Genomic DNA, 24476 nt, shown 5'->3' on the forward strand with positions numbered 1-24476 from the left:
GGTGGGTGGAGACTTCGTAGGTCGCCCGTCGGTGGGGTCGGGCTGATGGCGCGCGCCCACGATTGCGGTCCGGAGCCTTCGCTCCGGACTGCCCCGTCGTCATCCTCGTCCGCCTTCGGCTCCCTTCGGATTCCCTCGGGCGCATCAAGGTTGCGCGCCATCAGCCCGACCCCACCGACGGGCTGGCGCTGTCTTGGTTTGCGCGCTGCAAGGTCGTGCTTGCTGACGAGATTTGCGTGGCCCGCCTCATGCGGCCGCGCGGGCGGCCACATTCGGCATCCGCATCCGCGGGGCGTGGTGCGGTGGTCGCTTGCGCGCTGGTGGGGAGTGTTTTTCGCGTTGTGCGCCGCGCAGCCGCCTCGTCCGCAAGATGCTGTGGAAGTCCTCAAAGGCCGCGCGCGCCGTGCGTCTCACGAACCAACACTGCGCCGATCATGGAAACCCCGATAAAATTCCTGGATCCCGCCAGGAGCCCCCATGTCCCTTAATTCTGAAGCGTTGCGCCTGTTCCTTGGCGTCGTCGATGCCGGCTCCATGAGCGCCGCTGCCGAGATGCTCGGACAGACCGCGTCAGGCGTCAGTCGAGGCCTGTCGCGGCTTGAGGACGAGTTGGGCGTCATCCTCTTGAACCGCACCACGCGCCGGATGGAGTTGACCGAGGAGGGGGCGCATTTTCTTCCCAAGGCCCGCCAGATCGTGGCGTCGCTGGAAGAGGCCGAGGAATGCATGCGGATGGTGCATCAGCGGCCGGCGGGCCGGTTGCGGGTGGATGCGTCGGTGCCCGTGATGCTGCATTGCGTGGTGCCGCACGTGGGCGAGTTCCGGCGCGAGTATCCAGAGATCACGCTGGAGCTGACCAGCAACGACCGCATCGTGGATTTGATGGAGCACCGCACGGATGTCGCGATCCGCATGGGACCGTTGACGGATTCCACGTTGCACGCACGATCGCTGCGGCCGTCACCGCGTTGGATGATGGCCAGTCCTGAGTACATCGCGCGGCGCGGGGCGCCGCAGACGGTGGAGGATCTGGCGGGGCATGAAGTGCTGGGCTTCACGCAGCCCGAGAGCCTGAACGTATGGCCGCTGAAGCATGCCGGCGGGTCCAGCTATCTGGCGACGCCGACGCTAGCTACGTCCAGCGGAGAAACGCAGCGGCAACTGGCGCTGCGGGGCGTGGGCATTGCTTGTCTGTCGGACTTCGTGGTGCGTGAGGATATTGCCGCGGGGCGGCTGGTGAAGGTGATGGAAGGCGTGTACAGCGACCATTTGCAACCCATGCACGCGGTGTATCACCGGAATACGCAATTGTCGCGGCGGATTGCGTGCTTTCTGGATTTCTTCGCGGGGCGGGTGTAGGGCTGGGGTGATGGGGGGCTGTGAAGGGCTGCGGTGATGGGCTGCGGTGATGGGTTGCGCGTGGGATGTCGGGGTTTTTTTGTCGGGCGTTTTGCGCTTCACCCATCCTACAATGCCCCGCGCCATTGCCCGCATGCGGCGATGATGCATTTGGCACCGTAGCACCGTAGGATGGGTGAAGCGCGAGAAATTGCGCGCCTGGGCGCAATCGCCCAACGCGCGCAACCCATCACGCCTAAAGCACGCACCATCACGCCTAAAGCACGCACCCATCACGCCACAAGCACACACCCATCACGCCACAAGCACACACCCCATCACGCCTCAAGCGTGCAACGCTCTTCCAAACGCTGACAACACCGATTCGTGCAGCGTTTCCGACAAGGTGGGATGCGCGAACACGGTGTGCATCAGATCTTCCTCGGTGGTTTCCAATGATGCTGCCACGCCATATCCCGTGATCAGCTCGGACGCCTCGGGATGGATGATGTGCGCACCCAGCAATTCGCCGGACTTGGCATCGAACACGGTCTTGACCAGACCCTGATCCTCACCCATCGCAATCGCCTTGCCGTTGCCGGCGAAGGTGAATTTTCCGACACGTATTTCGCCGCCCGACTGCGTGACGTGTTCGCGCGCGCGGGCTTCGGTCATGCCGATGCTGGCGACTTGCGGATACGAGTAGGTGCAGGCGGGAATGCGCAGCGGGTCGATGGCGTGGGTGGGCAGGCCCGCGATGGCCTCCACGCACAACACGCCTTCGTGGCTGGCCTTGTGGGCTAGCCACGGGGCGCCGGCCACGTCGCCAATGGCGTAAACGCCGGGTTCGCCGGTGCGGCACTGAGCGTCGGTGACGATGTGGGTCTTCTCGACCTTGATGCGGGTTTTCTCCAGGCCCAGGCCCTCCACATTGCCCACGATGCCGGCGGCGACGATCACGCGGTCGACGTCCAGTTCGGTCTTCTTGCCTTGCTGGTCCAGCGTTACCTTGATGCCCGTGGCGGTTGGGGACGACGCCGTGACGGCGCATTGCGTCAGGACGCGGATGCCTTGTTTCTCGAACGCCTTGCGCGCCAGCTGCGAGATCTCGGCGTCTTCCTGCGGCAGGATTTCCGGAGTCATGTCGATCAGCGTGACATCCGACCCAATCGCCCGATAGAAGCTGGCGAACTCCGCGCCGATCGCGCCTGCGCCCACCACCAGCAACGACTTCGGGATCTCGGCGGGGGCCAGGGCCTGGCGGTATGCCCAGATGCGTTCGCCCACCGGCAAGGCCGGCAGATCACGCGCGCGCGCGCCGGTGGCCAGGATGATGTGCTTGGCCGACAGGGTGGTGCCGTTGTCCAGCGCCAGCTTGCCCGACCCCGCCAGTGTGGCGCTGGCGGCGAACACGGTCACGCCGTTCTTCTTCATTAGATGCGCCACGCCTTGGCCCAGGCGCCCGGCCACCTTGCGGGACCGCGCCACCATGGCGGCCAGGTCGGGACGGGCCTCGCCCGCACCCGTCACGCCGTAGTGCGTGGCCTCGCGGCAGGCGCGCAGCACGGTCGCGCTGTGCAGCAGCGCCTTGGTGGGAATGCAGCCCCAGTTCAGGCAGATGCCGCCCAGTTCGGCGCGTTCCACCAGCGCGACCGACATGCCTAGTTGCGTGGCACGAATGGCAGCGACGTAGCCGCCGGGGCCGCCGCCGACGACGATCAGGTCAAACACGGATTTCGTCATCGTGGGACTCACAACAGGATGCGCACAGGGTTTTCGATCAGCGTGCGAAAGGCGGCCAGCCAGCGCGCGCCCACAGCGCCATCGACCGCGCGGTGGTCGGCCGACAGTGTGACCGTCATGACGGTGGCGGCGGTGATGTCGCCGTTCTCGCCCACCACGGGCCGGCGTTCGGCCGCGCCCACGGCCAGAATGGCGGCCTGCGGCGGATTGATGATCGCGGCAAATTGGCTGATGCCGTACATGCCCAGGTTGCTGACCGTCAGAGAACCCCCGGTGAATTCCTCGGGTTTCAAGCGGTTGATCTTGGCGCGTCCCGCCAGTTCGACGATTTCGCTCGCAATGGCGGATAGCGGCTTCACGTCCGCGCCGCGCACGATGGGCGTGACCAGGCCGCCGTCGGTCGCAACGGCCACCGAGATATCGGCGCCCGCGTGAAACTCGATGGCATCTTCATGCCAGCTGACATTTACTTCGGGCACTTCACGCAGCGCCAGCGCGGCGGCGCGCACGATGAAATCATTGACCGACAGTTTCACCGCGCCACCGTGATTGGCCTGCGCGCGCAGAGCCAGCAGCGCGTCCATCCGGCAATCCACGGACAAGTAGAAGTGCGGCACGTGCTGCTTGCTTTCGGTCAGGCGGCGGGCGATGGCGCGGCGCATGCCGGTATGCGGCACGCGACGGGCCGCGGGGCGGCCAGCCAACGGCGCCGCTGCGGCGACGGCGGGTGCGCGGTCCCGCGCGGCTTCGACGTCGCGGCGCACGATGCGGCCATGCGGGCCAGTGCCCGTCACGCCCAGCAGGTCCACATGCCATTGCGCGGCCAGGCGACGGGCCAACGGGCTGGCGAACAGGCGGCCACCGTCAGGGGCGGCCGCGGGCTTGGCAGCGGCCGGCGTGGCGTCGGTGGCGGCCACGGGCTTGGCAGCGGCTGGCGTGACGTCGGTGGTGGCTGTGGCGGTAGCGGGAGCCGTGGCGGAAATCGGTGCGGCAGGTGCGGCCGCGCCGGCATGCTCAGCCAGCGCACGATCGATCGCTGATGCATCGTCGCCTTCGGCCAGCAGCGCGCCGATCACGGTATTGATCGGTACCGATGCGGCGCCGGCCTGCACCACGATACGACCCAGCACGCCCGCATGTTCGGCGTTGATCTCGACGATGGCTTTTTCGGTTTCGATTTCAGCCAGGGCATCGCCGACGGCAACCGTGTCGCCTTCTTTCTTGAGCCACTGGTGCAGGTTGCCGCCGGACGTATCGGCAGCAACGGAGGGGAGCTTGATAAGGTGTGCCACGATGTTCTTCCTAGTTTGCGGCGACGGACAGATCGGGCCGGTAGGCGGCGGGGTCGTCGTACTCGACCAGTTCCAGCACATTGCCTTCCGGATCGCGGAAGAAGGCCAGCCAGGTGCCGGGGCGGACTTCCATTGGTGCGGGCGCGCTGTCGAACACGACGCCCTTGGATTGCAGGTCCTGCACCACGCTGGCCAGATCGCGCACGATGAAGGTCAGGTAGGTGGTGCCCTGGCGGTCCAGGATCGTCGTGCCGCGCACGGCGGCCTCGGGCGCCACGCTGGGCTGCAACAGCTTGATGCGTTCACCGTAAGACGTTTGCAGCCGCGCGACGTCGTAGCCGTGAGTCGTCAGGCCGGTGGCTCGCGCCTTGTCGGCAGGGACGCTGACACGGTTGACGAGCGTCAGGCCCACCACGTCCGTATAGAACGCCAGCAGTGCGTCCAGATTCTTGCAGCACAGGCCGACTTCCATCGGCACGGTCATGGATAGCGCGCTCATGCCTGTTCTCCCAGATCGGCCAGCACGTCGGCCAGCCCTGCCAGCACTTCCTCGGTATCGGCGAACGCCGCCCGTTCCAGTACCTTGGAGATGCTGGGCGATGCCTCGCCGCCCGTCACGCGCTTGATCGGCTGATCCAGCCAATCGAAGTAGCGGCGTTGGATCTCGTCGGCCAGCATGGCGCCGTAGGACGTGCCGCGCGCGCCTTGCTCCACGATCAGCACGTTATTGGTTTTCTGGATGCTGGCGCCGATGGTGTCCCAGTCCAGGCTGGCGCGGTCCAGCGTGCGCAAGTCGATCACTTCGGCGTCCACGCCGGCTTGCTCGGCGGCCTTCAGCGCGCGGCTGACCATCGACAGGTAGGTCAGGATGGTGACCTTGCTGCCTTCGCGGCGCACGCGGGCGCGGCCGAACGGGATGGCGTAGTCCAGGTCGTCGACGGGGACTTCACCGGACGAGGCATACAGATCCACGTGTTCGATGACCAGCACCGGGTCCTTCGAGGCCAGCGCGGTGTTCATCAGGCCAACGTACTCATACGGCGTGGACGGCGCCACGATGCGCCAGCCGGGCGCGGTGGCGAAGATGCCGGCCGGGTCCATCGAGTGCTGCGAGCCGTAGCCCGTGCCCATCGCGATCTTGGTGCGCAGCACGAAGGGCACATCGATGTCGCCGCCGAACATGTGGCGTGCCTTGCCGATCTGGTTGAAGATCTGATCGGCCGCGACCCACATGAAATCCGGGTACATGAATTCGACGATGGGCTTGTAGCGCCCATCCATGGCCAGACCGCCGCCCAGGCCAGCAAAGGCATTTTCAGAGATCGGGGTGCCCAGCACGCGGTCGGGGTATTTGTCCTTCAGGCCGCGCGTGGCGCCGTTGGTGCCGCCCTTCAGGCGGTGGACGTCTTCGCCCAGCACGACGACGCCGCCATCGGTTTCCATGCGCCGGTCCAGCACGTCAGCCACGGCGTCGACGAATTTGCGTTCGACACGGGCGCCCGTGTAGTCGGCGGCGTCCTGGTAGCGCAGGCCGGCCAGTTCGGCGCCATCGCTGCGCAAGCCCACGTCGCGGAAGTCGGGGCTGGGCCACAGGTCGGCGCGCACGCGGCGGCGGCCGCCGTCGGCGGCTTCGGTCAGACGGCCGCAGACGTCCTTCATCACGTCTTTGCAGCGCTGGCGCAGCGCATCCACTTCGGCTTGTGTGATCAATTGGCGGCCGACCATTTCGGTGGCGATCTTGTCCAGCGGATCGCGGCGGCGCCACTGCGCTTCCTCGTCCTTCGTGCGGTAGCCGAAGGCGCTGCCGGGGAAGGGGCCGTTCTGGTGGAAGAAGCGGTACACGTCCACTTCCACGATGGTCGGGCCATTGCCCGCGCGCATGTGCGCCACCGCTTCGGACATGGCCAGGTGAACGGCCAGCGGGTCCATGCCGTCGACTTTCCACGACGGAATATTGAATGCCAGGCCGCGTGCGGACAGGCGCGGTTCCGCGGTGGATTCTTCCACCGTGGTCGACACGGCGTAGCGGTTGTTTTCGATGAAGAAGCACAGCGGCGTCTTCCATGCGGCGGTCAGGTTCATCGTTTCCAGCACGGAACCGATGTTCACCGCGCCGTCGCCGAAATAGGTCACGGCCACGCGGTCGGTGCCGGCGTGCTTGTGCGCCCAGCCCGCGCCCGCGGCCAGCGGCACGCCGCCGCCCACGATGGCGTTGGTGCCCAGTGCGCCAGCTTCCAGCCAACGCAGGTGCATGCTGCCCCCACGGCCACGGCAATAGCCTTGGGCCAGGCCCATGATTTCGGCCAGGGTCTTTTGCAGGACGTCGTCGATGGCAGGCGTCAGCGGGTTGCGCGGGTCCAGACCCAGCGGGGCGACATGCTGCAATGCCTTGGCCAGGAACTGGTGGTGGCCGCGGTGCGAGCCGTTGATCTGGTCGCCCGCGCCCAGCGCCAGCACCGAACCGACGGCGCCGCCTTCCTGGCCCACCGACGAGTGCGCGGGGCCGTGCACCAGGCCTTCGGCGGCCAGGTCCAGCACGGCCTCTTCAAAGGCGCGGATCCAGTGCAGCTGGGTCAGCATGGTGCCGAGCAGGGCGGGGTCCGCCTGCTGCCAGTCCTTTGCGTCGACCGTCAGTTGCCGCCAAGGCGCTTGGGGCTCAAGCGATTGGTAGGTGGCCATGAGTGAATCTCCAGAATGTTTTTAAGCGTCGGTGCGGTTAGAGGTAGCTGTAGCGGCTCCAGCCGCCGTCTGCCACCAGGGTGTGTCCGGTGATGTAGGCGGCCTGGCGTGACGCCAGGAAAACCGCCAGGTCGGCCATTTCGGCCGGCTGCGCCATGCGGCGCAGCGGAGTGCGTTGTTTCAAGCGTTCGGGGTCCAGCCGGCCGCGTGCGGCCAGGTCGCGCACCAGATCGGTTTCGACATAGCCGGGCGCCAGCGCGTTGACGCGCACGCCCATCGGGCCCCACTCCACGGCCAGCGTTTCGGTCAGCAGCACCACCGCGCCTTTGGTCGCGCAGTAGGCGGCGCGATCGGGCGCGGCCACCACGCCGTACATGGAGGCCAGGTTGATGATGCTGCCCGTGCCTGCCGGCACCATGCGGCGGCCGGCGGCCTGCGCGCACAGGAAGACGCCGGTCAGATTGATGTCCACCGCGCGGCGCCATTCGTCGACGGTGACTTCCAGCGTGGGCTTGTTGGCCGAGATGCCGGCGTTGTTGACCAGCACGTCGATGCGGCCCCAGGTTTGTTCGACCTGGGCGAACGCGCGTTCGACGGCTTCGGCATCGGTGACGGAGGCTTGCACCGCGATGGCCTCGCCGCCTGCGGCTTGCAGGCCTGCCACGGCCGCGTCCAATGCGGTGGCGTCCATGTCCAGCAGGGCGACGCGCGCGCCTTGGCGTACAAAGGCCTGCGCGCTGGAATAGCCGATGCCTTTGGCGCCGCCAGTGATGACGACGGTCTGGCCGCGCAGTTCAGCGTGAATGACTTCGGAAACGTTGTCCAAGAGAGGTGCCTATTGAGTAGTTGCGTGACGGCGGCGGTCAGACCGCCAGCCATTCCTGGACGACGTCCTGGCGCTCATGCAGCTGCGCGGGCGGTCCTTCAAACACGATGCGGCCATGACCCATGACGCTGACGCGGGTTGACACCTTCAATGCGATGGTCAGCTTCTGCTCCACCAGCACCACGGATACGCCGCGCTTGTGGATATCGCGAATGACGTCGGCGATCACTTCCACGATCTTCGGGGCCAGTCCTTCCGTGGGTTCGTCGATCAACATGACCTTGGGGTTGCCCAGCAACGAACGGCACATGGTCAGCATCTGCTGTTCGCCGCCCGACAGATTGCCGGCGCGCGTGTTGCTGCGTTCCTTCAGCCGGGGGAAGTAGTCGAACATCTGCGCCACGGTCCAGAAGGGCGCGTCGTCGCGTTTGGGCTGTTCGCCCATGCGCAGGTTTTCGTCCACCGTCAGGTTCGCGAAGACTTCGCGTTCTTCCGGCACGAAGCCCACGCCGGCACGTGCGATCTCGAAGGGGCGTTTGTTGGTGATGTCGCTGCCTTCAATGGCGATGCTGCCGCCGGTCACATCCACCAGGCCCATGATGCTCTTCATGGTGGTGGAGCGGCCCGCGCCGTTGCGGCCCAGCAGGCTGACGACTTCGCCGTGGCCGATGGTCAGGTCAATGCCGTGCAGGATGTGGCTCTTGCCGTAGTGCGCGTGCACGCCTTGCAGGCTGAGCAGGGGGGATTGCGCCGTCATACCGTTTCCTCTCCCAGATAGGCTTCCCGCACGCGGGCATCGCCGCGGATGTCCGCTGGCGTGCCGGTGGCCAGGATTTCGCCATAGACCAACACGCTGATGCGATCCGCCAGCGAGAACACCACCTGCATGTCGTGTTCCACGATCAGCAGGGTGCAGTCGCGCGTGACGTCCTTGATCAGTTCTACCGTGTAGTCGACTTCATGCTGGGACATGCCGGCCATCGGTTCGTCCAGCAAGATGACTTTCGGCCGCGAGGCCAGCGTCATGCCGATTTCCAGCGAACGTTGCTCGGAATAATTCAGGTCGCCCGCGGCCGTGTCCTGCTTGGCCGTCAGCCGCACTTTTTCCAGCAGGCGGTCCACGTCTTCGTTGACGGCGCGATTGCGCGCGATGGGGCGCCAGAAGTTGTAGACCAGACCGTGCATGCGCAGAACCGCCAGCCGCAGGTTTTCTCGCACCGACAGGCGCGGAAAGACGTTGGTGATCTGGAACGAACGCGCCAGCCCCAGTCGGTTGATGGCTTCAGGGGCCAGGCCGCCAATGGCGCGTGAACGGAGGCTGATGTCGCCTGAAGTCGGCGCGAACGAGCCCGACATCAGGTGGAACAGCGTGGACTTGCCCGCGCCGTTGGGGCCGATGACCGCATGCCGCTCGCCGGCTTCGATCGCCAGGTTCACGCCGCGGATGATCTGCGCGTCGCCAAAGGACTTGCGCACATCGGTCAGGGTCAGGATCTCGTGGCTCATTTTGCGGGCTCCAGCACAGGGGCGGCGTCATCGTCGTTGCGCCACAGGGCCAGGGCCCAGCGGCAGGCGGCCAGACCCACCACGAACAGCGCCAGCGGGATCAGCCACGTGGACAGCGCCAGCGGCGCCCAGTCCTGGCCGAAGAGGGGAATGGCGGGCCAGCCGGCCTCCGGGTTCATCGCCAGCAGCGCGCGGTAGTCACGGGCGAACATGCGTTGCAGCAGTTCCACCGTGAAGACGGTGGCTGCGGTCAGCAGCAGGCCGCCGGCCACCGATACAACGGCGCGCGGCAGCCAGTTGGCCAGGCCGCGTTCACGCAGCGATTTGGCGGCGCGCTGCACCAGGCCAACCAGGCCGTCCGGCACGAACAGCATCACCAGCACGAACAGAATGCCCTGGTAGAGCAACCATGACCGCGTGATGTCGGCGAGCGTCTGCGACAGAAAGGTCAGCACGGATGCGCCCAGCACGGGGCCCAGGAAGGCGTTGACCCCGCCGATATAGGCGAACAGCACGGCGTCGGTGGACAGCTTGACCTCGAACAGCACGTAGTTGCCGGCTTCGATGTTCAAGGCTTGCAGGCCGCCCGCGATACCCGCGAACATGGCCGACAACGCAAACACCATCGTCTTCAGCGCGTGCGGGCGGTAGCCCAGATAGCGCAGGCGGTTGGCGTTTTCGCGCAGGCCCAGCGTCAAGCGGCCCAGCGGCGTACGGGTCAGTCCGTACAAGGCGGCCAGCGAAATCAGCACCCAGGCCAGCACCAGGAAATACACCTCGATGTCGGAGCCGAAGGTGAAGCCCCAGGCCGGCATGCGCATGGCGGACACGCCGGCTTCGCCGCCGAAGACGCCTTTCAGGTGTGGCGCCAGTGCGTGCAGCAATTCCGCCAGCGCCAGCGTGATCATCGAAAAGTACACGCCCGAACGCATCGTGGCGAACCAACCGGCGATCAGGCCGAAGAGCAATCCGGCCACGCCGCCCGCCAGCGGCATCAGAGGCGTGGGCAGGAGGCCCGCGCCGCCTAGCGCGTTCATGGCGTGAATGGTGGCGAAGGTGCCCACGCCGAAGTACGCGGCATGGCCGAAGGACAGCATGCCGCCCTGGCCCGCCAGCAGGTTGAAGGCGCAGGCAAACAGCGCGGCAATCAACATCTGGACGGCGGCCACGAGCTGCCCAGGCGGCAACAACCAGGGCAGCGCGCACAAGATGCCCACGCAAAGGATCAACAACAAAGCGCCAGAGGCGATACGGGTAGGCGTCAGGCCTTGCGTCATGCTTGCTCTCCCTTCAGGCCCGACGGCTTGACCAGCAGCACCACCAGCATCAGCAGGAAGGGCAAGGTGGCGGCCAGGCTGGAAATCTTCACGGTCATCAGGCCGCCCACGCTTTCCGCCCATTCGCCCGCGCCGAACAGGCCGAACAAGGTGGCCAGGCTGGCGTCGATGCCCACGGAAAACGAACTGATCAGGCCGATCAGCAGCGACGCGATCATCGCGCCCGCCAGTGATCCCAGGCCGCCGACAACGACCACCACGAAGACCAGCACGCCCAGTTCCAGCGCCATGTTGGGGTTGGTCGTATAGAAGGCGCCCGCCACGGCGCCTGCCAGGCCGGCCATGGCCGCGCCCACGCCGAACACGCTCATGAAGACCAGCGGCACGTTGTGGCCCAAGGCCTCGGCCATGCGCGGCCGGTAGATGGCGGAACGCACCACGATGCCGACGCGGGTGCGCGACAGCAGCAGGTAGATCACGACGAACATCGCCAGCGATACGCCGCCCATCAAGAGGCGATAGAAGGGGTAGTCCGCGCCGAACACGCGGAAGGCCGCGAAGTTCAGGAATGGCGGCACGCGATAGTCCACGGGGAAGTCACCGTAGAAAAGCTTGATCAGCTCGGCCACGATGAACGCCAGGCCAAACGTCACCAGCAATTCTTGCGCGTGGCCGAACTTGTGGACGCGGCGCAGGAAGAAGCGTTCGACGCCCATGCCCAGCACGCCCGCAATGACCGTGGCCAGCACCAGCGCCACCCAGAAGCCCGTCACGGGCGTCAGCGTATAGGCGGCATACGCGCCAATCATGTAGAACGAGGCGTGCGCAAAGTTCAGCACGCCCATCATTCCGAAAATCAAAGTCAGGCCTGCCGACACCATGAATAGCAGCAGGCCGTAAATCACGCCGTTCAACAGCGAGACGGTAAAGTATTCCATGTCCGCTCCAAAATCCTTTCGCGTGGGCGCCCAAGGCGCACGCGATCCATCACGCACCGTGTTTTTTCCGGCCCGCGCCGGTGTGCGTTGTTATTGCGGGGGATTGATGACTTGCGCGCGCAGGGCGCCGAAGTTCGAGGACCGCCCACCCTACGCAGGGTGAGTGAAACCGCCCCTCCCACGTAGGATGGGTGAAACCGCCCTTCCCACGTAGGATGGGTGAAGCGCAAGCAGCACGCGCCAAGAACCCCGGCATCGCCACGCGCAACCCATCATCCCGCCCTCAACCCGGCCGCTGCATCTTGCAAGTCGCCTGCACCGGTGCCGACACCTCCGCGGCCGTCAGCACCTTGACCGGCTCAAAGCCCATGTCGGTGCCGTCAGCCTTGTACTTGGCGCTCTTGCTGACCTTGGACACGACCATCGGCAACTGCACCTGATGGTCTTCGGCGCGCATCGTGTAGGTGCCGAGCGACGAGGTGTAGGTGACTGTCTCCAGCGCCTTGGCCAATGCGGGCACGGACAGCTTGCCGTCTTGCGGCGGCACCTGCTTTAACGCTTCGCCCAGGAACCGCACGCCGATGACGGTCTGCGGTTCCGTGTAGCTGGGGTAGTGGCCGGTCTTGGCCTTGTAGTCTTCGGCGAACTTGGCGCCTTCCTCACCCGCGGCTTCGATGTTGTACGGGTGGGCGATGTAGTGGCCCAGTGCCACGTCGCCGGCGTTGGCCAGGTTGCCCACCTGGTCCAGGAACACGGTGGCGAAGCGCACCTTCAGGCCGGCGGCCTGCGTGGCCTTCATCAGCAGCAGCAGGTCGTTGGACCAGTTGCCGGTGATGACGGTGTCGGGCGTGGCCGAGCGGATGCGCGCGACGTAAGGCGCGAAGTCCTGGATCTTGTTGACTTCGTGCAGCGTCTTGCCCACCACTTCATAGCCGTACGGCTTGGCGAAGCGCTCGGTGGCGCCTTCCATGTCCTGGCCCCAGGAGTAGTTCTGGTTGATGGCGTACACGCGCTTGCCCAGCGTGCCGTCGGCCGACATCACCGAGGCCAGCGACTTCACGCGCAGGTCGGCGTTGGTGGTGAAGCGGAAGTGGTAGAAGTGGCACTTCTGGCCCGTCAGTTCCAGGGCTTCGCCGCCCACGTTCAGGAAGACGACTTCCTTGCCCGGGTTGCGCAGGTTGTGCTTGCGCACGTCTTCGGTCAATTGGCCCGAGATGGCGGAAGACGAACCCTGCACCAGGATCTGCACGCCTTCGGCCGCGGCGGCGCGGAAGCGGTCAGAGGCGCCCACGGGGCCGCCTTGGTTGTCGAACTCGACCAGTTCCAGCGGCTGGCCATTCCAGCCGCCGGCCGCGTTGATGCGGTCCAGTTCGTATTTGACCGCGGCGCGGAACATCTGGCCGGTCGAGGCCTGGGGGCCGGACAGCGTTTCGATCAGACCGATCTTGACGGGTGCGGCGTGCGCCGATGCGGCAATGCCGGCCAGGCACAGCAGGCCGGTGGTGAAAGCCAATTTCATGCGTGTCTCCTCCGTGGAACGGGAGTGGTGAGTCCGTGAATCAAGCAAGCGCGCTTTGTTGCGGCTCTTCTACGCCCAGAAAGCGGGCAATTTCGGTGAGTTGTCCTTCCAGCATGTACAGGCCCGGGTGCGCGCGGCAGCCTTGCGCGGCGGCGGCACGCAGCAAGGGGGTGTCCACGCGGCTCATCACGGCGTCGGCGACCACGGTGCCGGCGGCAAGCGCATGCAGGGAAAAGGGCAGGGGATCGGTGTCTTGCAGGCCCAGCGAGGTCGCATTGATGGCGATGTCGCAAGGCTCGGGTGTGTCGCTGGCCACCTGGATGGGCAGGTCCGGGTACTGACGCGCCAGGTGCTGGGCGAAAGCGTGGGCCTTGTCGGCCGAGCGGTTGTACAGGCGCAGGCTGGCGGGGCCAGCGTCGGCGATGGCACAGGCGATGGCCTTGCCCGCGCCGCCCAGGCCGGCCAGATAGATGTGGCGGCCGGCTGGATCATGGCCTTGGCTGCGCAGGCCGGCCACGAAGCCCAGGCCGTCGAAGTTGCCGCCGGTCAACACGCCGTCCTGCAAGCGCACGGCGTTGACCGCGCCGATCAGCTGGGCCGCCGGAGTCAGGGTGTCGCACAGGGCGGCGGCATGTTCCTTGTGGGGCACCGTCACCACGATGCCGCCCAGGTTGGCCAGGCCGCGCAGGCCGTTGAACAGCCCGGCCAGCGCGTCGGCGGGCACATGGAAGGGCACCATGACGGCGTCGACGGCGCGTTCACGCAACAGGGCGTTCAGCCGCTGCGGCGTTTTGACGTGCGCGATCGGGTCCGCCGCAATCGCGAATACGGTAGTGCTGCCGGTGATATCCACCTGGTTGTCCCCTGCCTGTCATGCGGGCGTGCCGCCGTATTTTTCTGATCTTCTTGCCTGAATGCGTGAGTTGATTTACGCTTTCGGCATAAGTTGTCAGGCAACTTTATTAAGTTGTCCGATAAATCATAGGGCAAGCGTTTTTCTCGTGTCAAGCGGCGCATTCAGGAGTTCAATCGAACTTGCCGCGGCGGCCGGAAGAGCAGGCGGGCCACCCATAGAGAACGTTGGAGACAGGATGATTTCGTTTGAAGGACAAGTGGCCGCGATCACGGGCGCGGGCAATGGCATCGGATTGGCGACGGCGCGGCTGATGGCCGCCCACGGCGCCCGGCTGGTGCTGACCGACATCGACAACGCGCGGTTGGAAGCGATCGCCGCCGAGCTGGATCCCAGCGGCCAGCGGGTCTATACCCACGCGCTGGACGTGTCCGTGTCGCATGATTGCGAACGGGTTTTTGAGTCAGCAGCCAAGCATTTCGGCGGGCTGGATCACTTGGTCCACTGCGCCGGCATCTACCCGGAACAACTGGTCAAGGACACCAGCGACGAGGCCTGGCGCACGCTGATGCGCGTGAATCTGGACGGCACCTTCTACACCTGCCGGGCGGCGCAGCGTCATCTGCGCCACAACGGCTCGATCGTGCTGCTGACGTCATTGGCCGCGCAGCGCGGCAGTTACGCGCATGCCGCCTATTCGGCATCCAAGGGCGCCGTGCAGAGCTTCACGCGCAGCCTGGCGTTGGAACTGGCGCCGCAGATCCGTGTGAACGCGGTGGCGCCGGGCATCATCGCCACCTCGATGACGCATGACCTGATCGGCCAGAAGGGCGCACAGTTGCTGGAAAGCACGCCGTTGCGGCGTTTTGGCACGGCCGAGGAGATTGCCGGGGCGATCGCGTTCCTGTGTTCGCCGCTCGCGGGCTTCGTCACGGGCGAAGTCATGCAGGTCAACGGCGGCATCTATATCGCTTAAAGTGCAGGACGCCGCCATCACGTCTCAACGATTTTCCATGCAGCCCACACAAGAACAGGACCCGCCGCGCGCCGCGCCCAAGAGTTCGCTTTCCGCGGCCTTGGGCGATGCGCTGGCCGAGCAGATACGTCAAGGGGCGCTTGCGCCCGGTGACCGCCTGCCCACCGAAAAGCAGCTGACCGAAACCTATTCCGTCAGTCGCGCGGTCGTGCGCGAAGCGCTGGCTCGCTTGAAGTCGGAAGGCCTGATCACGTCGCAGCAGGGTAGTGGCGTGTTCGTCGATCCCAATTTCCAGCGCAATGCGTTCCGCATCGCCGCGCCCACGCCGGGCGACAGCCAAGACCTGGAACACATCCTGGAATTGATGCTGTCCATCGAAGTCACCGCCGCGCGCTACGCGGCACAGCGCCGCACCGAGCAAGACCTGAAGAAGATCCGGCAGGCGCTGGTGGGAATGGAATACGCGCTGATCAACGACAAGCTGGGCGACGAAGAGGACTACCAGTTCCATCAAGCGATCGTGCAGGCCACGCACAACCCGCACCTGATCGCGCTGAACGACTACCTCGAGGCCAATGTGCGCCGGGTGATCCGCAGCGCGCGCCACAACACGGCCCGCATGTATGCCGAGCGCATGGCCGCCGTGCAAAGCGAGCACCAAGCCATTTTTGTCGCCATCGAAGGGTCCGACCCGGATGCCGCGGGCCGCGCCGCGGAACAACATTTGCGCAACGCCGCCGACCGCCTGCGCCTGTTCCAGGCCGAACGCGCCGCGCCGGTATAGCCGGCCCGCAGGCCGGCCCCGGCAGGGACGCTCAAGCGAAGGTCTGTTCCATTTCGCGGCGGAATTGCACGGCCGTCGAACGGTCGTCGTATTCCACGTCGCGCCAGCGGATCGCCTGCGACTGCCGCACCGGGTTCTTCAGTTTGACCTGGTGCGACAGGCCCAGCGGCAGGTAGCCTTCCTCGACCGAATCGGGGGCCGGCATCAACCGGCCATACACCGTGTAGCCGCCTTCGCCGTCCAACACCTGGCCGACTTGCAGGTCGCGCTTGGCGGTGGCGACCACGTCGCCGTGCCAGCCGGCCGGTGCGCCCGTGGGTTCGCGCCGCAGGCCCACGCTGGCCACGCTGATGCCCAGTTCCAGCCCGATCAGGTGATAGGGCTTGTACATGGCGGTGAAGTTGCCGCTGGGGTCCGTGACCAGCCCGTACTCCTGGAAGCAGCGCCGCACATAGTCGCTGTCCGCGGCCAGCGTCACATAGACGCCCCAGCGCAGGTCGCGGAACACCGGGCGGCCGTCGCGCTCCAGGGACGAAATCACTTCCACTTGGCCGCGATGGTGCAGGATGCCGCCGTCTTCGCGGGGGCGCAGCACGCGAGCCAGGTCGTCCACGCCGCAAGGCGGGAAATGCAAGCCCGACGGGGACGGCAGCAGGCCCGTGGCGTTGGACACCGCCGCCATTTCGATGGCGCTCTTGGTGCCATCCAGAAAGCTGTTGAACATCTGCGCGTTGAAATCGCCCGCGGCAACCATTTCGGCGGTGAACCCGTAATAGGGCCATACCGTGTCCGGGGTGGACGTGTGGAATTCCGGCAGGTACTTGGTGCCCTTGCCGGCCGCCATGACCTCGAAGCCGGCGGCGCGCGCCCAATCCACCATTTCGCAGATCAGGGCCGGCTGGTCGCCATAGGCCAGCGAATAGACGATGCCCGCCTCGCGTGCACGGCGGGCCAGCAGCGGGCCGGCCAGCGCGTCGGCTTCCACGTTGACCATGATGATGTCCTTGCCATATTCGCAGCAGGCCAGCACGTGGCTGATGCCGGCGGCGGCCTGGCCCGTGGCGTCGATGACGATATCGACCTCGGGGCTGGCGATGATGGCGTGGGGGTCGTCGCTGAAGTAGACCTTGCCGTTCTTCAGCGCGTCATGGGTGCTGGTGGCGGTCAGCGCGCTGGCTGGCCAGCCCACGCGGGTCAGGGCGGCGCGGGCGCGGGCGGGCGCCAGGTCCGCCACCGCCACCAGGCGCATCCCCGGGGTACGAGGGGCTTGGCTCATGAACATCGCGCCGAACTTTCCGGCGCCCAGCAATGCAACTCGCAAAGGCTTGTGGTCGGCTTCTCGCTGCTTGAGCAGGCGGTGCAGATTCATGGTGCGGGCTCCTCCGGGGTGGGGGTACAGCCAACACAGAATAGTCCTAAATCATGACGCCTGAACAGGACCCGCCCCGACTCATTCGTCTGCCGTATAGAGCTCGCCCGCCAGCACATTGCGCCAGTTCGCCCAGGTGATGCGGGGGCGGTCGGTGACTTGCCGGTTGTAGGGGGCGTCGAACAGGATGTGCTTCCAGCGTGGCTTCACCGCGCCTTCAATCAAAGGCTTGTCGTCGATCAGCAGATGGCCTTGCACCAGGGTCTTGTCCTTGGTCAGGATCAGCCGGTTGGTGGCCTCGCGCCCCAGGTGCTTTTCCACCCACAGGTATTTCTCGGCCACGCAGTTCTCAAACTGCGACAGCGGCGAGGTGCAGATCCTGACATCCATGCCCAGGGCCAGCAGTTCCTTCACCGCATCCAGCGCGCCTGGCACGGGCGGCAGGTTGCGGATGAATCCCGGGGCGGTGTAGATGGCCTCGGCCATGCCGCGAAGTTCCGGGGCATAGTCCTGGCGGATATAGAAGGACTTGCGGTCCTCGAACGCAACGGGAGCGATGTCCGGATGGCGGGCACGCCAGGCGTCGATGAATGCGTGTTCAAAATCCGCCAGCACGCCGTCTTGGTCCAGCAGGATGATCATGGTGATTCCGGGTCGTTGCAACCGCCCGATTGTGCCAGAGCCGGGCTCATGGGTCGCGGGGGCGCGACTGGGCGATGACGCGGTAACGGCTGCCGCCCGTCAGGGATTCGGACGCCACCAGCACCATGCGGTCATAGCGCCAGGAAAGGGGCGCAGGCGTGCCCTGGGGCGGCTGCGCATGCTCGATGTTGCGCAGCAAGGTGATGTGCGGGCGAAAGGGCTGGGGCGGCGCGGCCAGGCCGAAACCGGCCAGCCATTGCCACAGGCCGTCATGCGCGGCCTGCAAGCCGGCGGGGGTGTTGCCCGGGCCGGCCCAGAGAATGCGCTGGCGGTTGAACACCCCGTAGTGATCCAGCGCGACCTCGCCCGGTGTCAGCCGGTGTTCCGGCGTGGCGCACGCCAGCGTGTCGGCCAGTTGCGCGTCCACCGGCCCCAGGAACGCCAAGGTCAGATGCAGCGTCTCGGTACGCATGACGCGCCCGCCGCAGGCCAGCCGGGCCTGTTCCGCCCAACCGGCCAGTGACGCGGCAAGCGGGGGCGACGGCCACAGGGCGAAGAAGAGACGGACGGTGGACATGCGCCGATTGTAGGCGCGGGAAGCGTCCTAGGCGTAGTGCTCGTCGCCCAGCAGCATGTCTTCAAAGAACGCGCCGAAGCGGCCGGCCGGATCGCGCAAATGGATCTCCAGGATCCAGCGCATTTCCGACGGGCGGCTGGCCAGATCCGCCAGCGAACCGGTGTGGATCGCGGCGTGGGGGAAGTCGGACACGCGATGGCCAGGCAGGTCGAAATTCAATTCCCATCCCAGTGCGCGCGCCTGCCGGTCGGCATAGGCGTAGAGTGCCTGTCCGGTCAGCCCTTCGCGCTGCCACAGGCCGCGCACGTCGTGGAACAAGGCTTCGGCGTCGCGGGCGCAGCGCGCATGGTAGCCGTTGTCGCCCACGGTGAAGGACTGGCCGCCATCGCCTTCCCAGGCCTCCAGGCGCGGCGCGATGTCCAGGAAGAAAATATCGTGTTCGCCCAGTATCACGCCGGGCTCGGAAGGCTGCCGCATGGCTTTCATGGTGTTGGTGCCGAAGCGCACGCGCGTCGGGTGCCAGCTAAGCGCCAGGCCAGCATCGATCAGGGTTTGCCGCGCCAGTTGCACGGCGTCTTCCTCGACCATGCCGGGGCGGATGCGAGCCGCGACGTCGGCGATGGCCTGGCGGGTCTTGTTGCGGGCGGCCAGCATGCCGTCCACCGAGAAGGCGGGGCCAACACGTTCGCTGGCCAAGGCAGGGGGCATCGAAGAGGGCATCGTCATGGCGGGATTCCTGTAACGCGGCGCGGCGGCATGCCGGGCCAGAGAGGGGAATCTTGCCGCCAGGATGGGCAGCGGTCGCGTGCCAAGAAGAGCGGAATCGCGCCAGGCTGGCGCGGTTGACGGCCACGCGGCGCAAAGGGGGGCATTCGGGCCGCGATGCCGCGCTTTCGGGCCAGGTCCCCCTGCGGTTGCGCGGCCGCCCCTGGGGTCGGCTAAGGTAGCGTATTGCCATCCGGCGCCTGCCGCCCAGCCATGAAAACCGTTGCCATCGTCGTCTTCCCCGGGGTGCAAGCGTTGGACGTCAGTGGCCCGCTGGACGTCTTCGCCGAAGCCAATCGTTTCCTGTTGCCGGCACAGCACTACCAGCTGGAACTGATTGGGCTGACTCGGGGCGCGGTGCCTTGTTCCAACGGCATGGCGCTCCTGCCGCAGCGTCACTATGCGGACGTGACAGATCCGCCCGATCTGTTGCTGGTGGCGGGCGGCCCCGCCTTGCCCGGACAGCTTGAGCCCGACGATGCGCTGGCCTGGCTGCGCGCGATGTGTGGACGGGCGTCGCGCTATGGGTCGATTTGCAACGGCACCTTCCTGCTGGCGCGGGCGGGCCTGCTGCAAGATGCCACTGTCACCACGCATTGGAATGACGCGCCGGCGCTTGCGGCGCGTTATCCCGCGCTGCGGGTCGAGGCAGATCGCTTGTATGTGCAGGACGGCCGGCTGCATACGTCGGCGGGCGTGACCGCGGGCATCGACCTGGCGCTGTATCTGTTGACGCAGGATGCCGGGCCGGAGGTCGCCTTGAATGTGGCCAAGCGGCTGGTGGTGTTCACGCAACGCGCGGGCGGGCAATCGCAGTTCAGCCCGTTCCTGACGCCGTTCGTGGAAGAGACGTCAGCCGTGGCGCAAGTGCAGCACCATGTGCTGAGTCATCTGGATGCGGATCTGGGCCTGGCCGCGCTGGCGGCCGTCGCCAACATGAGCCGGCGCAATTTTTCACGGGTATTCCTGCGCGACGCCGGGGTGACGCCGGCCGAATTCGTCGAGCGCGTGCGGGTGGACGCGGCGCGTGGCCGTCTGGAACGCGAAGCGCGGCCGCTGAAAACCATTGCCTACGAATGCGGCTTTCGCGACGCACGCCATCTGCGCGAGGTATTCACACGCCGGCTGGGCGTGTCGCCCAGCCAGTACCGCGCCAGTTTCGGGTTCTGACGCGGCGCGGCGCTTAACTATCGGTGGTTTCCGATTTGCGCAGGCGGCCAAGCGCGGTGTCGAAGCGTTCGACACCGGGGCGGGCCGGTCGGTCAAAGCGTTCCACGCCGGGTCGCGCGGGTCGATCAAAGCGCTCCACCCCAGGCCGGCTGAAGCGTTCGACGCGGGGCGGGCTTTGCGTCTTGGCCTGCACGCTTTGTGCCGCGGCCTGTTCGCGCTTGGCAATGATTTCTTCGGCGCGTTGATGGTGCGGGGCCATCTTGCGCACCATCACCCGGCCGTCGCGCGGGAAATAATTGATGCGGCGCGCATGCACGTCGCCCAGGTCTTGCGCCTTGACGGGAATGCCCTCGGTCTTCAGGTAGTTCAGGACGAATTGGCCGTTGCGTTCGCCGATGTTCATCTGCTGCATGGCGCTAAGCACCGCGCCGCCGCCGAATACCTTGGCTTCCAGGCGGTCGCGCACGGCGCCCGCCTTGAGCAATTCGTTGATCAGCACTTCCATGGCGAAGGCGCCATAGCGCATCGTGGCCGAGGCGGGCGACTGCATGTCGCCTTCCGGCAACATGAAATGATTCATGCCGCCCACGCCGTTGACCGGATCGTGGATGCAGGCGGCGACACACGACCCGAGTACGGTCGAGATCATCAGGTCTTCGTCGGTGACGTAGTACTCGTTGGGGAGTACTTTCACCGCCTGACATTGGAACGCGCTATCGAAATAATGGCGCGTTGCACGGGCTTCAAGACGGGCGACCATGGGACTTAAGGGATAAGGACAGCAATTGGGACACGACGGACGGCGCTCGGTAAAACAATGAATGTTTCAAAAAGTGTAAAAAAATGTCGCTTTATTCTTGCATATCCCAGCTTACAACGGGAGAAATGCTTGTAACGGCCACAATTAGATACGTCCCTGATTTTTAACGCTCTTTCATCGTAGCCCGGGGCGCGGAAAGCCTTTCCCCGGATCACGGGGAGGATCGGGCTTCATACGTGGCTTTAGGCGTGAAGGCGTGCGGCGGGCGGTTCGCGCAGGGTCCGGGACGCGCAGCGTCCGGACCCGGGCGGTCAATGCTGGGCAGGTTTAGAAGCGCGTGCTGCGGGTGACCGACCAGCGGGCCGACAGCGCGCCCAAGGCCGCGGAGGCGACCACGGCGGCGATCAGCACCGATGCGCCGGGCAGATGCAAGGCGAATTCCGCGCCATAGCTGCGGGCCAGCCCCAGCAGGGCGTCGTTCAACGGCGACAACGCGATGGCGGCCACGCCGATGGCCAGCAGCGAGGCCACCGCGCCTGACAGCGCTCCCAGATAGAGGAAGGGCCGGCGCACGAAGGATTCGGTGGCGCCTACCAGGCGGGCAACACCGATTTCCTCGCGTTGCGACAGCGCTTGCATGCGCACGGTGTTGAACACCGTGGCCAGCACCACGACCGCCACGCAGATAGCCAGGAAACCCAGGCCGATACGGGCGAATCTCAGGATGGCCTCCAGGCGTTGCACCCAGGCGCTGTCCAACTGCACCAAGTCCACGTGGTTCCATTGCTTCCAGGCCCCGGCCAGCTTGTCGGCGCGTCCGGCAAGATTGTCGCCGTCAGCCAGCGTCACGACCACCGCATCGGGCAGCGGGTTGCCCGGCAGGACGGCCAGCGCCTGTTGCCAGGCGGGGTTGGCGCGCAGGTCGGCCAACGCAGCGTCGCGCCCCACCACACGCACGGCGCGCACGTCTTGCTGATATTCGTCCTGGATGCGCTTGGCCACGTCTGCGGCGGCGCCGGCAGGGGCGTCCACGCGCATGAACACGGTCACTTCGGGCGTGACGGACATCTGGCGCGCGACTGGCTGAACCGACACCAGGATGGCGCTGCCCAGTAGTGGCAGCGCCAGGGCCAGCGCCATGACCAGCAGGTTCGCCAGCGAGGAGAACGGCTGCTTGGCCAGCCGGCGCAGGGTGACCATGAGCGCATAGCGGTGTTGCCGCAACCAGGCGTTCATGCCGATTCTCCCGGATGGCCCAGGCCAGGCTCGGCGCGGCCGCTGCCCGTGCGGGCCGGGGCGCCCTGGGGCTGCCCGGCGTCGGGCGGGGTTTGGGTGCCGTTGGAGTCAGCGAATTTGCCCGGGTCGATGCGCAAGGTGCGCGTGGCATAGCGCGCCATCAGGTCCTGGTCGTGCGAGGCGATCAGCGTGGTCACGCCGACGCGGTTGAAGTCGCGGAACACATTCATGATGCGTTGCGCGTTGTCGTGGTCAAGGTTGGCGGTGGGTTCGTCCGCGATCAGGATGGCGGGCCGGTTCACGATGGCCCGCGCGATCGCCAGGCGCTGTTGTTCGCCGCCGGACAGCTCGATGGGGTTCATGTCTTCCTTGCCCGACAAACCCACCTTGTCCAGCGCGGCGCGGGCGCGGGCGGCGGCCGAATCCCAGGGATGCCCCTGGACGGCCAGCGGCAGCATCACGTTTTCAAACGCGCTTCGATCGAACAACAGATGGGTGTCTTGCAGGATGACGCCCACCGCGCGGCGCAGATAGGGCCGGGCGCGCGAGGGCAGCTTGTCCAGCCGCTGACCGTTGACCTGGATGGATCCCCGGCTGGCGGGCTCCAGCCCGCCAATCAGCTTGAGCAGCGTGGATTTACCGGCGCCGGACGGCCCCGATACGAAAACGAATTCTCCCGCGCTGACGCGGAAGTTGATGTCGGCCAGAATATTGCGGCCGCGACCATACGATTTGAATACGTGCTGGAATTCGATCATGGCGGCTGTCAGATGAAGCCGCAATAGTAACTCGGGGACAGTAAGGTGGCCTAAGCCTGTTGGTGACTGGCCTGTGAAAAAGCGTATCCATGTGACCGGCCGGACACGTTTTCGTCCGAACGAAATGAATGGGTCCTTTGACGAATCCGAATCGCTAAAACACGTCCCCGTTTTTGATCAAAAACATCGTTTGATTTCGCCAGTGTCCCTATATTTCAAGGGAATTCCCGGATGCGCCGCCTGCTGCGCGGACGCTACCATCCGCCCCATGCGTCGGCCCAACCCGGCCCGCGCAAGGCTCGCTTTATCCCACACGGAGATCACGATGAAAGTACTGAAACTCGCTGCTATTGGCGCGGCATTGTTCGCTGCATCCGCGGCTGCCAATGCGGGCGCGACCTTCGATAACGTCAAGAAGAAAGGGTTTGTTCAATGCGGGGTTTCGACGGGTATTCCGGGTTTCTCGATCGCTGACAGCAAGGGCGAATACAAGGGTATCGACGTGGACCTGTGCCGCGCCATCGCCTCGACCATGTTCGGCGACGCCACCAAGGTCAAATTCACGCCGCTGAACACGCAGCAACGCTTCACCGCGCTGCAATCCGGCGAAGTCGATGTGCTGACCCGCAACACCACCGTGACGCTGACCCGCGACACGACGCTGGGCCTGATCGGCGTGGGCGTGAACTACTACGACAGCCAGGGCGTCATGGTCTCCAAGGACCTGAACGTCAAGAGCGCCAAGGAACTGAACGGCGCCACCATCTGCGTGCAGCCGGGCACCACCACCGAACTGAACCTGGCTGACTGGTTCCGTGGCCAGAAGATCGAATTCAAGCCTGTCGTGATCGACAAGTACGACGAAATCATCCGCGCCTTCTCGGCCGGCCGCTGCGACGCCTTCACGACCGACAAGTCGCAACTGGCCTCCACCCGCACCACGCTTGAGAATCCGGACAAGTTCGTCATCCTGCCGGAAGACTTCTCCAAGGAGCCGCTGGGCCCCATGGTCCGCCAGGGCGATGAGCAATGGTTCAACGTGGTCCGCTGGTCGCTGAATGCCATGTTGGAAGCCGAGGAATACGGTCTTACCAAGGCCAACGTCGAAGAGATGCTCAAGAGCCCCAATCCCAACATCCAGCGCATCCTGGGCGTGACGCCGGGCATGGGCAAGAACCTGGGCGTGGATGACAAGTGGGCCTACAACATCATCAAGAACGTCGGCAATTACGGTGAAAGCTTCGAAAGCACGCTGGGCAAGAACAGCGCGATGAAGCTGGAGCGTGGTTTGAACGCATCGTACAAGCAGGGCGGTTTGATGTACGGCTGGCCGGTGCGCTAACACACGGCTGCCTGGCAAAACGGAGCCTTGGGCTCCGTTTTGCCTAGCCCGCCATAGAGCGGGCGGCAGGAGTGGGGGGCGTGGCCTTGCCGGCGTTGCCACCCGGTGTACGACTTCTGTAGATTC

At 65.7% G+C, this 24476-nt stretch carries 23 protein-coding genes; 5 read left to right on the forward strand and 18 right to left on the reverse strand.

Going from position 1 to position 24476, the window contains the following annotated elements; genetic code table 11:
• Positions 1–477 precede the first annotated feature (477 nt).
• Positions 478–1359: a LysR family transcriptional regulator gene (locus HV753_RS11950; RefSeq protein ID WP_175174713.1), complete on the forward strand. Its 882-nt coding sequence runs from the start codon at positions 478–480 to the stop codon at positions 1357–1359.
• Positions 1360–1683: 324 nt separating this feature from the next.
• Here HV753_RS11950 and lpdA read toward each other — a convergent pair whose 3' ends face one another.
• The 11 genes from lpdA to HV753_RS12005 form a co-directional block, all read right to left on the reverse strand.
• Positions 1684–3081 carry a dihydrolipoyl dehydrogenase gene (lpdA, locus tag HV753_RS11955; protein ID WP_175174714.1) on the reverse strand — a complete coding sequence of 466 codons (1398 nt, stop codon included), beginning with the start codon at positions 3079–3081 and terminating at the stop codon, positions 1684–1686.
• Between the two features lie 8 nt (positions 3082–3089).
• Complete coding sequence (locus HV753_RS11960; protein ID WP_175174715.1) at positions 3090–4373, reverse strand: pyruvate dehydrogenase complex dihydrolipoamide acetyltransferase; 1284 nt, start codon at positions 4371–4373, stop codon at positions 3090–3092.
• A gap of 10 nt (positions 4374–4383) precedes the next feature.
• On the reverse strand, positions 4384–4872 hold the full coding sequence (locus HV753_RS11965) for a VOC family protein (protein WP_175174716.1): 489 nt from the start codon (positions 4870–4872) through the stop codon (positions 4384–4386).
• Entirely contained in the window at positions 4869–7052 is a 2184-nt protein-coding gene (locus tag HV753_RS11970) for an alpha-ketoacid dehydrogenase subunit alpha/beta (protein ID WP_175174717.1), read from the reverse strand. The genes HV753_RS11965 and HV753_RS11970 overlap by 4 nt, the downstream gene beginning before the upstream one ends.
• Before the next feature lie 37 nt (positions 7053–7089).
• Positions 7090–7878, reverse strand: a complete 789-nt coding sequence (locus HV753_RS11975; protein WP_175174718.1) for an SDR family NAD(P)-dependent oxidoreductase — start codon at positions 7876–7878, stop codon at positions 7090–7092.
• 37 nt (positions 7879–7915) lie between these two features.
• Positions 7916–8635: an ABC transporter ATP-binding protein gene (locus tag HV753_RS11980; RefSeq protein WP_175174719.1), complete on the reverse strand. Its 720-nt coding sequence runs from the start codon at positions 8633–8635 to the stop codon at positions 7916–7918.
• Positions 8632–9384, reverse strand: coding sequence for an ABC transporter ATP-binding protein (locus HV753_RS11985; protein WP_175174720.1), 753 nt, complete (start codon positions 9382–9384; stop codon positions 8632–8634). Before HV753_RS11985 ends, HV753_RS11980 begins: the two co-directional genes overlap by 4 nt.
• Positions 9381–10661: a branched-chain amino acid ABC transporter permease gene (locus HV753_RS11990; RefSeq protein ID WP_175174721.1), complete on the reverse strand. Its 1281-nt coding sequence runs from the start codon at positions 10659–10661 to the stop codon at positions 9381–9383. Before HV753_RS11990 ends, HV753_RS11985 begins: the two co-directional genes overlap by 4 nt.
• Positions 10658–11599 carry a branched-chain amino acid ABC transporter permease gene (locus HV753_RS11995; RefSeq protein ID WP_175174722.1) on the reverse strand — a complete coding sequence of 314 codons (942 nt, stop codon included), beginning with the start codon at positions 11597–11599 and terminating at the stop codon, positions 10658–10660. Before HV753_RS11995 ends, HV753_RS11990 begins: the two co-directional genes overlap by 4 nt.
• Before the next feature lie 283 nt (positions 11600–11882).
• A complete protein-coding gene (locus HV753_RS12000) occupies positions 11883–13118 on the reverse strand; it encodes a branched-chain amino acid ABC transporter substrate-binding protein (protein WP_175174723.1) in 1236 nt (411 codons plus the stop codon).
• Positions 13119–13158: 40 nt separating this feature from the next.
• The gene (locus HV753_RS12005; protein ID WP_175174724.1) at positions 13159–13971 is read right to left on the reverse strand and encodes a shikimate dehydrogenase family protein; all 813 of its coding nucleotides are present in this window, start codon (positions 13969–13971) and stop codon (positions 13159–13161) included.
• Between the two features lie 238 nt (positions 13972–14209).
• On the opposite strand from HV753_RS12005, the gene HV753_RS12010 reads away from it, so the two are divergent.
• Positions 14210–14947 carry an SDR family NAD(P)-dependent oxidoreductase gene (locus tag HV753_RS12010; protein WP_175174725.1) on the forward strand — a complete coding sequence of 246 codons (738 nt, stop codon included), beginning with the start codon at positions 14210–14212 and terminating at the stop codon, positions 14945–14947.
• 37 nt (positions 14948–14984) lie between these two features.
• Positions 14985–15731: a FadR/GntR family transcriptional regulator gene (locus HV753_RS12015; protein WP_175174726.1), complete on the forward strand. Its 747-nt coding sequence runs from the start codon at positions 14985–14987 to the stop codon at positions 15729–15731.
• 31 nt (positions 15732–15762) lie between these two features.
• Here HV753_RS12015 and HV753_RS12020 read toward each other — a convergent pair whose 3' ends face one another.
• The 4 genes from HV753_RS12020 to HV753_RS12035 form a co-directional block, all read right to left on the reverse strand.
• A complete protein-coding gene (locus HV753_RS12020; RefSeq protein WP_175174727.1) occupies positions 15763–17100 on the reverse strand; it encodes an NAD(P)H-dependent oxidoreductase in 1338 nt (445 codons plus the stop codon).
• Positions 17101–17181: 81 nt separating this feature from the next.
• Positions 17182–17742, reverse strand: a complete 561-nt coding sequence (locus HV753_RS12025) for a 5'-3'-deoxyribonucleotidase (protein WP_175174728.1) — start codon at positions 17740–17742, stop codon at positions 17182–17184.
• A gap of 46 nt (positions 17743–17788) precedes the next feature.
• Positions 17789–18319, reverse strand: coding sequence for an RNA 2',3'-cyclic phosphodiesterase (gene thpR, locus HV753_RS12030; RefSeq protein ID WP_175174729.1), 531 nt, complete (start codon positions 18317–18319; stop codon positions 17789–17791).
• 27 nt (positions 18320–18346) lie between these two features.
• Entirely contained in the window at positions 18347–19045 is a 699-nt protein-coding gene (locus HV753_RS12035) for a M24 family metallopeptidase (RefSeq protein WP_246288249.1), read from the reverse strand.
• Positions 19046–19297: 252 nt separating this feature from the next.
• On the opposite strand from HV753_RS12035, the gene HV753_RS12040 reads away from it, so the two are divergent.
• Positions 19298–20254, forward strand: coding sequence for a GlxA family transcriptional regulator (locus tag HV753_RS12040; protein WP_175174730.1), 957 nt, complete (start codon positions 19298–19300; stop codon positions 20252–20254).
• Positions 20255–20267: 13 nt separating this feature from the next.
• On the opposite strand, the gene cheD is transcribed toward HV753_RS12040, so the two are convergent.
• The 3 genes from cheD to HV753_RS12055 form a co-directional block, all read right to left on the reverse strand.
• A complete protein-coding gene (cheD, locus tag HV753_RS12045; protein WP_175174731.1) occupies positions 20268–21014 on the reverse strand; it encodes a chemoreceptor glutamine deamidase CheD in 747 nt (248 codons plus the stop codon).
• Positions 21015–21341: 327 nt separating this feature from the next.
• Positions 21342–22250, reverse strand: a complete 909-nt coding sequence (locus HV753_RS12050) for a cell division protein FtsX (RefSeq protein WP_175174732.1) — start codon at positions 22248–22250, stop codon at positions 21342–21344.
• Entirely contained in the window at positions 22247–23008 is a 762-nt protein-coding gene (locus HV753_RS12055; RefSeq protein ID WP_175174733.1) for a cell division ATP-binding protein FtsE, read from the reverse strand. The genes HV753_RS12050 and HV753_RS12055 overlap by 4 nt, the downstream gene beginning before the upstream one ends.
• Before the next feature lie 325 nt (positions 23009–23333).
• Between HV753_RS12055 and HV753_RS12060 the strand changes: the two genes are divergently transcribed.
• Entirely contained in the window at positions 23334–24350 is a 1017-nt protein-coding gene (locus tag HV753_RS12060) for an amino acid ABC transporter substrate-binding protein (RefSeq protein ID WP_175174734.1), read from the forward strand.
• Positions 24351–24476: the final 126 nt, after the last annotated feature.

Source organism: Achromobacter pestifer (assembly GCF_902859625.1).
In the GTDB taxonomy this organism is placed as follows: Bacteria; Pseudomonadota; Gammaproteobacteria; order Burkholderiales; family Burkholderiaceae_B; genus Achromobacter; species Achromobacter pestifer.

Bases quoted from the DNA above. Each gene is read 5' to 3' on its own strand.
- HV753_RS11950 (WP_175174713.1), top strand. From the start codon at position 478: ATGTCCCTTAATTCTGAAGCGTTGCGCCTGTTCCTTGGCGTCGTCGAT.
- lpdA (WP_175174714.1), bottom strand. From the start codon at position 3,081: ATGACGAAATCCGTGTTTGACCTGATCGTCGTCGGCGGCGGCCCCGGC.
- HV753_RS11965 (WP_175174716.1), bottom strand. From the start codon at position 4,872: ATGAGCGCGCTATCCATGACCGTGCCGATGGAAGTCGGCCTGTGCTGC.
- HV753_RS11970 (WP_175174717.1), bottom strand. From the start codon at position 7,052: ATGGCCACCTACCAATCGCTTGAGCCCCAAGCGCCTTGGCGGCAACTG.
- HV753_RS11980 (WP_175174719.1), bottom strand. From the start codon at position 8,635: ATGACGGCGCAATCCCCCCTGCTCAGCCTGCAAGGCGTGCACGCGCAC.
- HV753_RS11985 (WP_175174720.1), bottom strand. From the start codon at position 9,384: ATGAGCCACGAGATCCTGACCCTGACCGATGTGCGCAAGTCCTTTGGC.
- HV753_RS11990 (WP_175174721.1), bottom strand. From the start codon at position 10,661: ATGACGCAAGGCCTGACGCCTACCCGTATCGCCTCTGGCGCTTTGTTG.
- HV753_RS11995 (WP_175174722.1), bottom strand. From the start codon at position 11,599: ATGGAATACTTTACCGTCTCGCTGTTGAACGGCGTGATTTACGGCCTG.
- HV753_RS12000 (WP_175174723.1), bottom strand. From the start codon at position 13,118: ATGAAATTGGCTTTCACCACCGGCCTGCTGTGCCTGGCCGGCATTGCC.
- HV753_RS12010 (WP_175174725.1), top strand. From the start codon at position 14,210: ATGATTTCGTTTGAAGGACAAGTGGCCGCGATCACGGGCGCGGGCAAT.
- HV753_RS12015 (WP_175174726.1), top strand. From the start codon at position 14,985: ATGCAGCCCACACAAGAACAGGACCCGCCGCGCGCCGCGCCCAAGAGT.
- HV753_RS12020 (WP_175174727.1), bottom strand. From the start codon at position 17,100: ATGAATCTGCACCGCCTGCTCAAGCAGCGAGAAGCCGACCACAAGCCT.
- HV753_RS12025 (WP_175174728.1), bottom strand. From the start codon at position 17,742: ATGATCATCCTGCTGGACCAAGACGGCGTGCTGGCGGATTTTGAACAC.
- thpR (WP_175174729.1), bottom strand. From the start codon at position 18,319: ATGTCCACCGTCCGTCTCTTCTTCGCCCTGTGGCCGTCGCCCCCGCTT.
- HV753_RS12035 (WP_246288249.1), bottom strand. From the start codon at position 19,045: ATGACGATGCCCTCTTCGATGCCCCCTGCCTTGGCCAGCGAACGTGTT.
- HV753_RS12040 (WP_175174730.1), top strand. From the start codon at position 19,298: ATGAAAACCGTTGCCATCGTCGTCTTCCCCGGGGTGCAAGCGTTGGAC.
- cheD (WP_175174731.1), bottom strand. From the start codon at position 21,014: ATGGTCGCCCGTCTTGAAGCCCGTGCAACGCGCCATTATTTCGATAGC.
- HV753_RS12050 (WP_175174732.1), bottom strand. From the start codon at position 22,250: ATGAACGCCTGGTTGCGGCAACACCGCTATGCGCTCATGGTCACCCTG.
- HV753_RS12055 (WP_175174733.1), bottom strand. From the start codon at position 23,008: ATGATCGAATTCCAGCACGTATTCAAATCGTATGGTCGCGGCCGCAAT.
- HV753_RS12060 (WP_175174734.1), top strand. From the start codon at position 23,334: ATGAAAGTACTGAAACTCGCTGCTATTGGCGCGGCATTGTTCGCTGCA.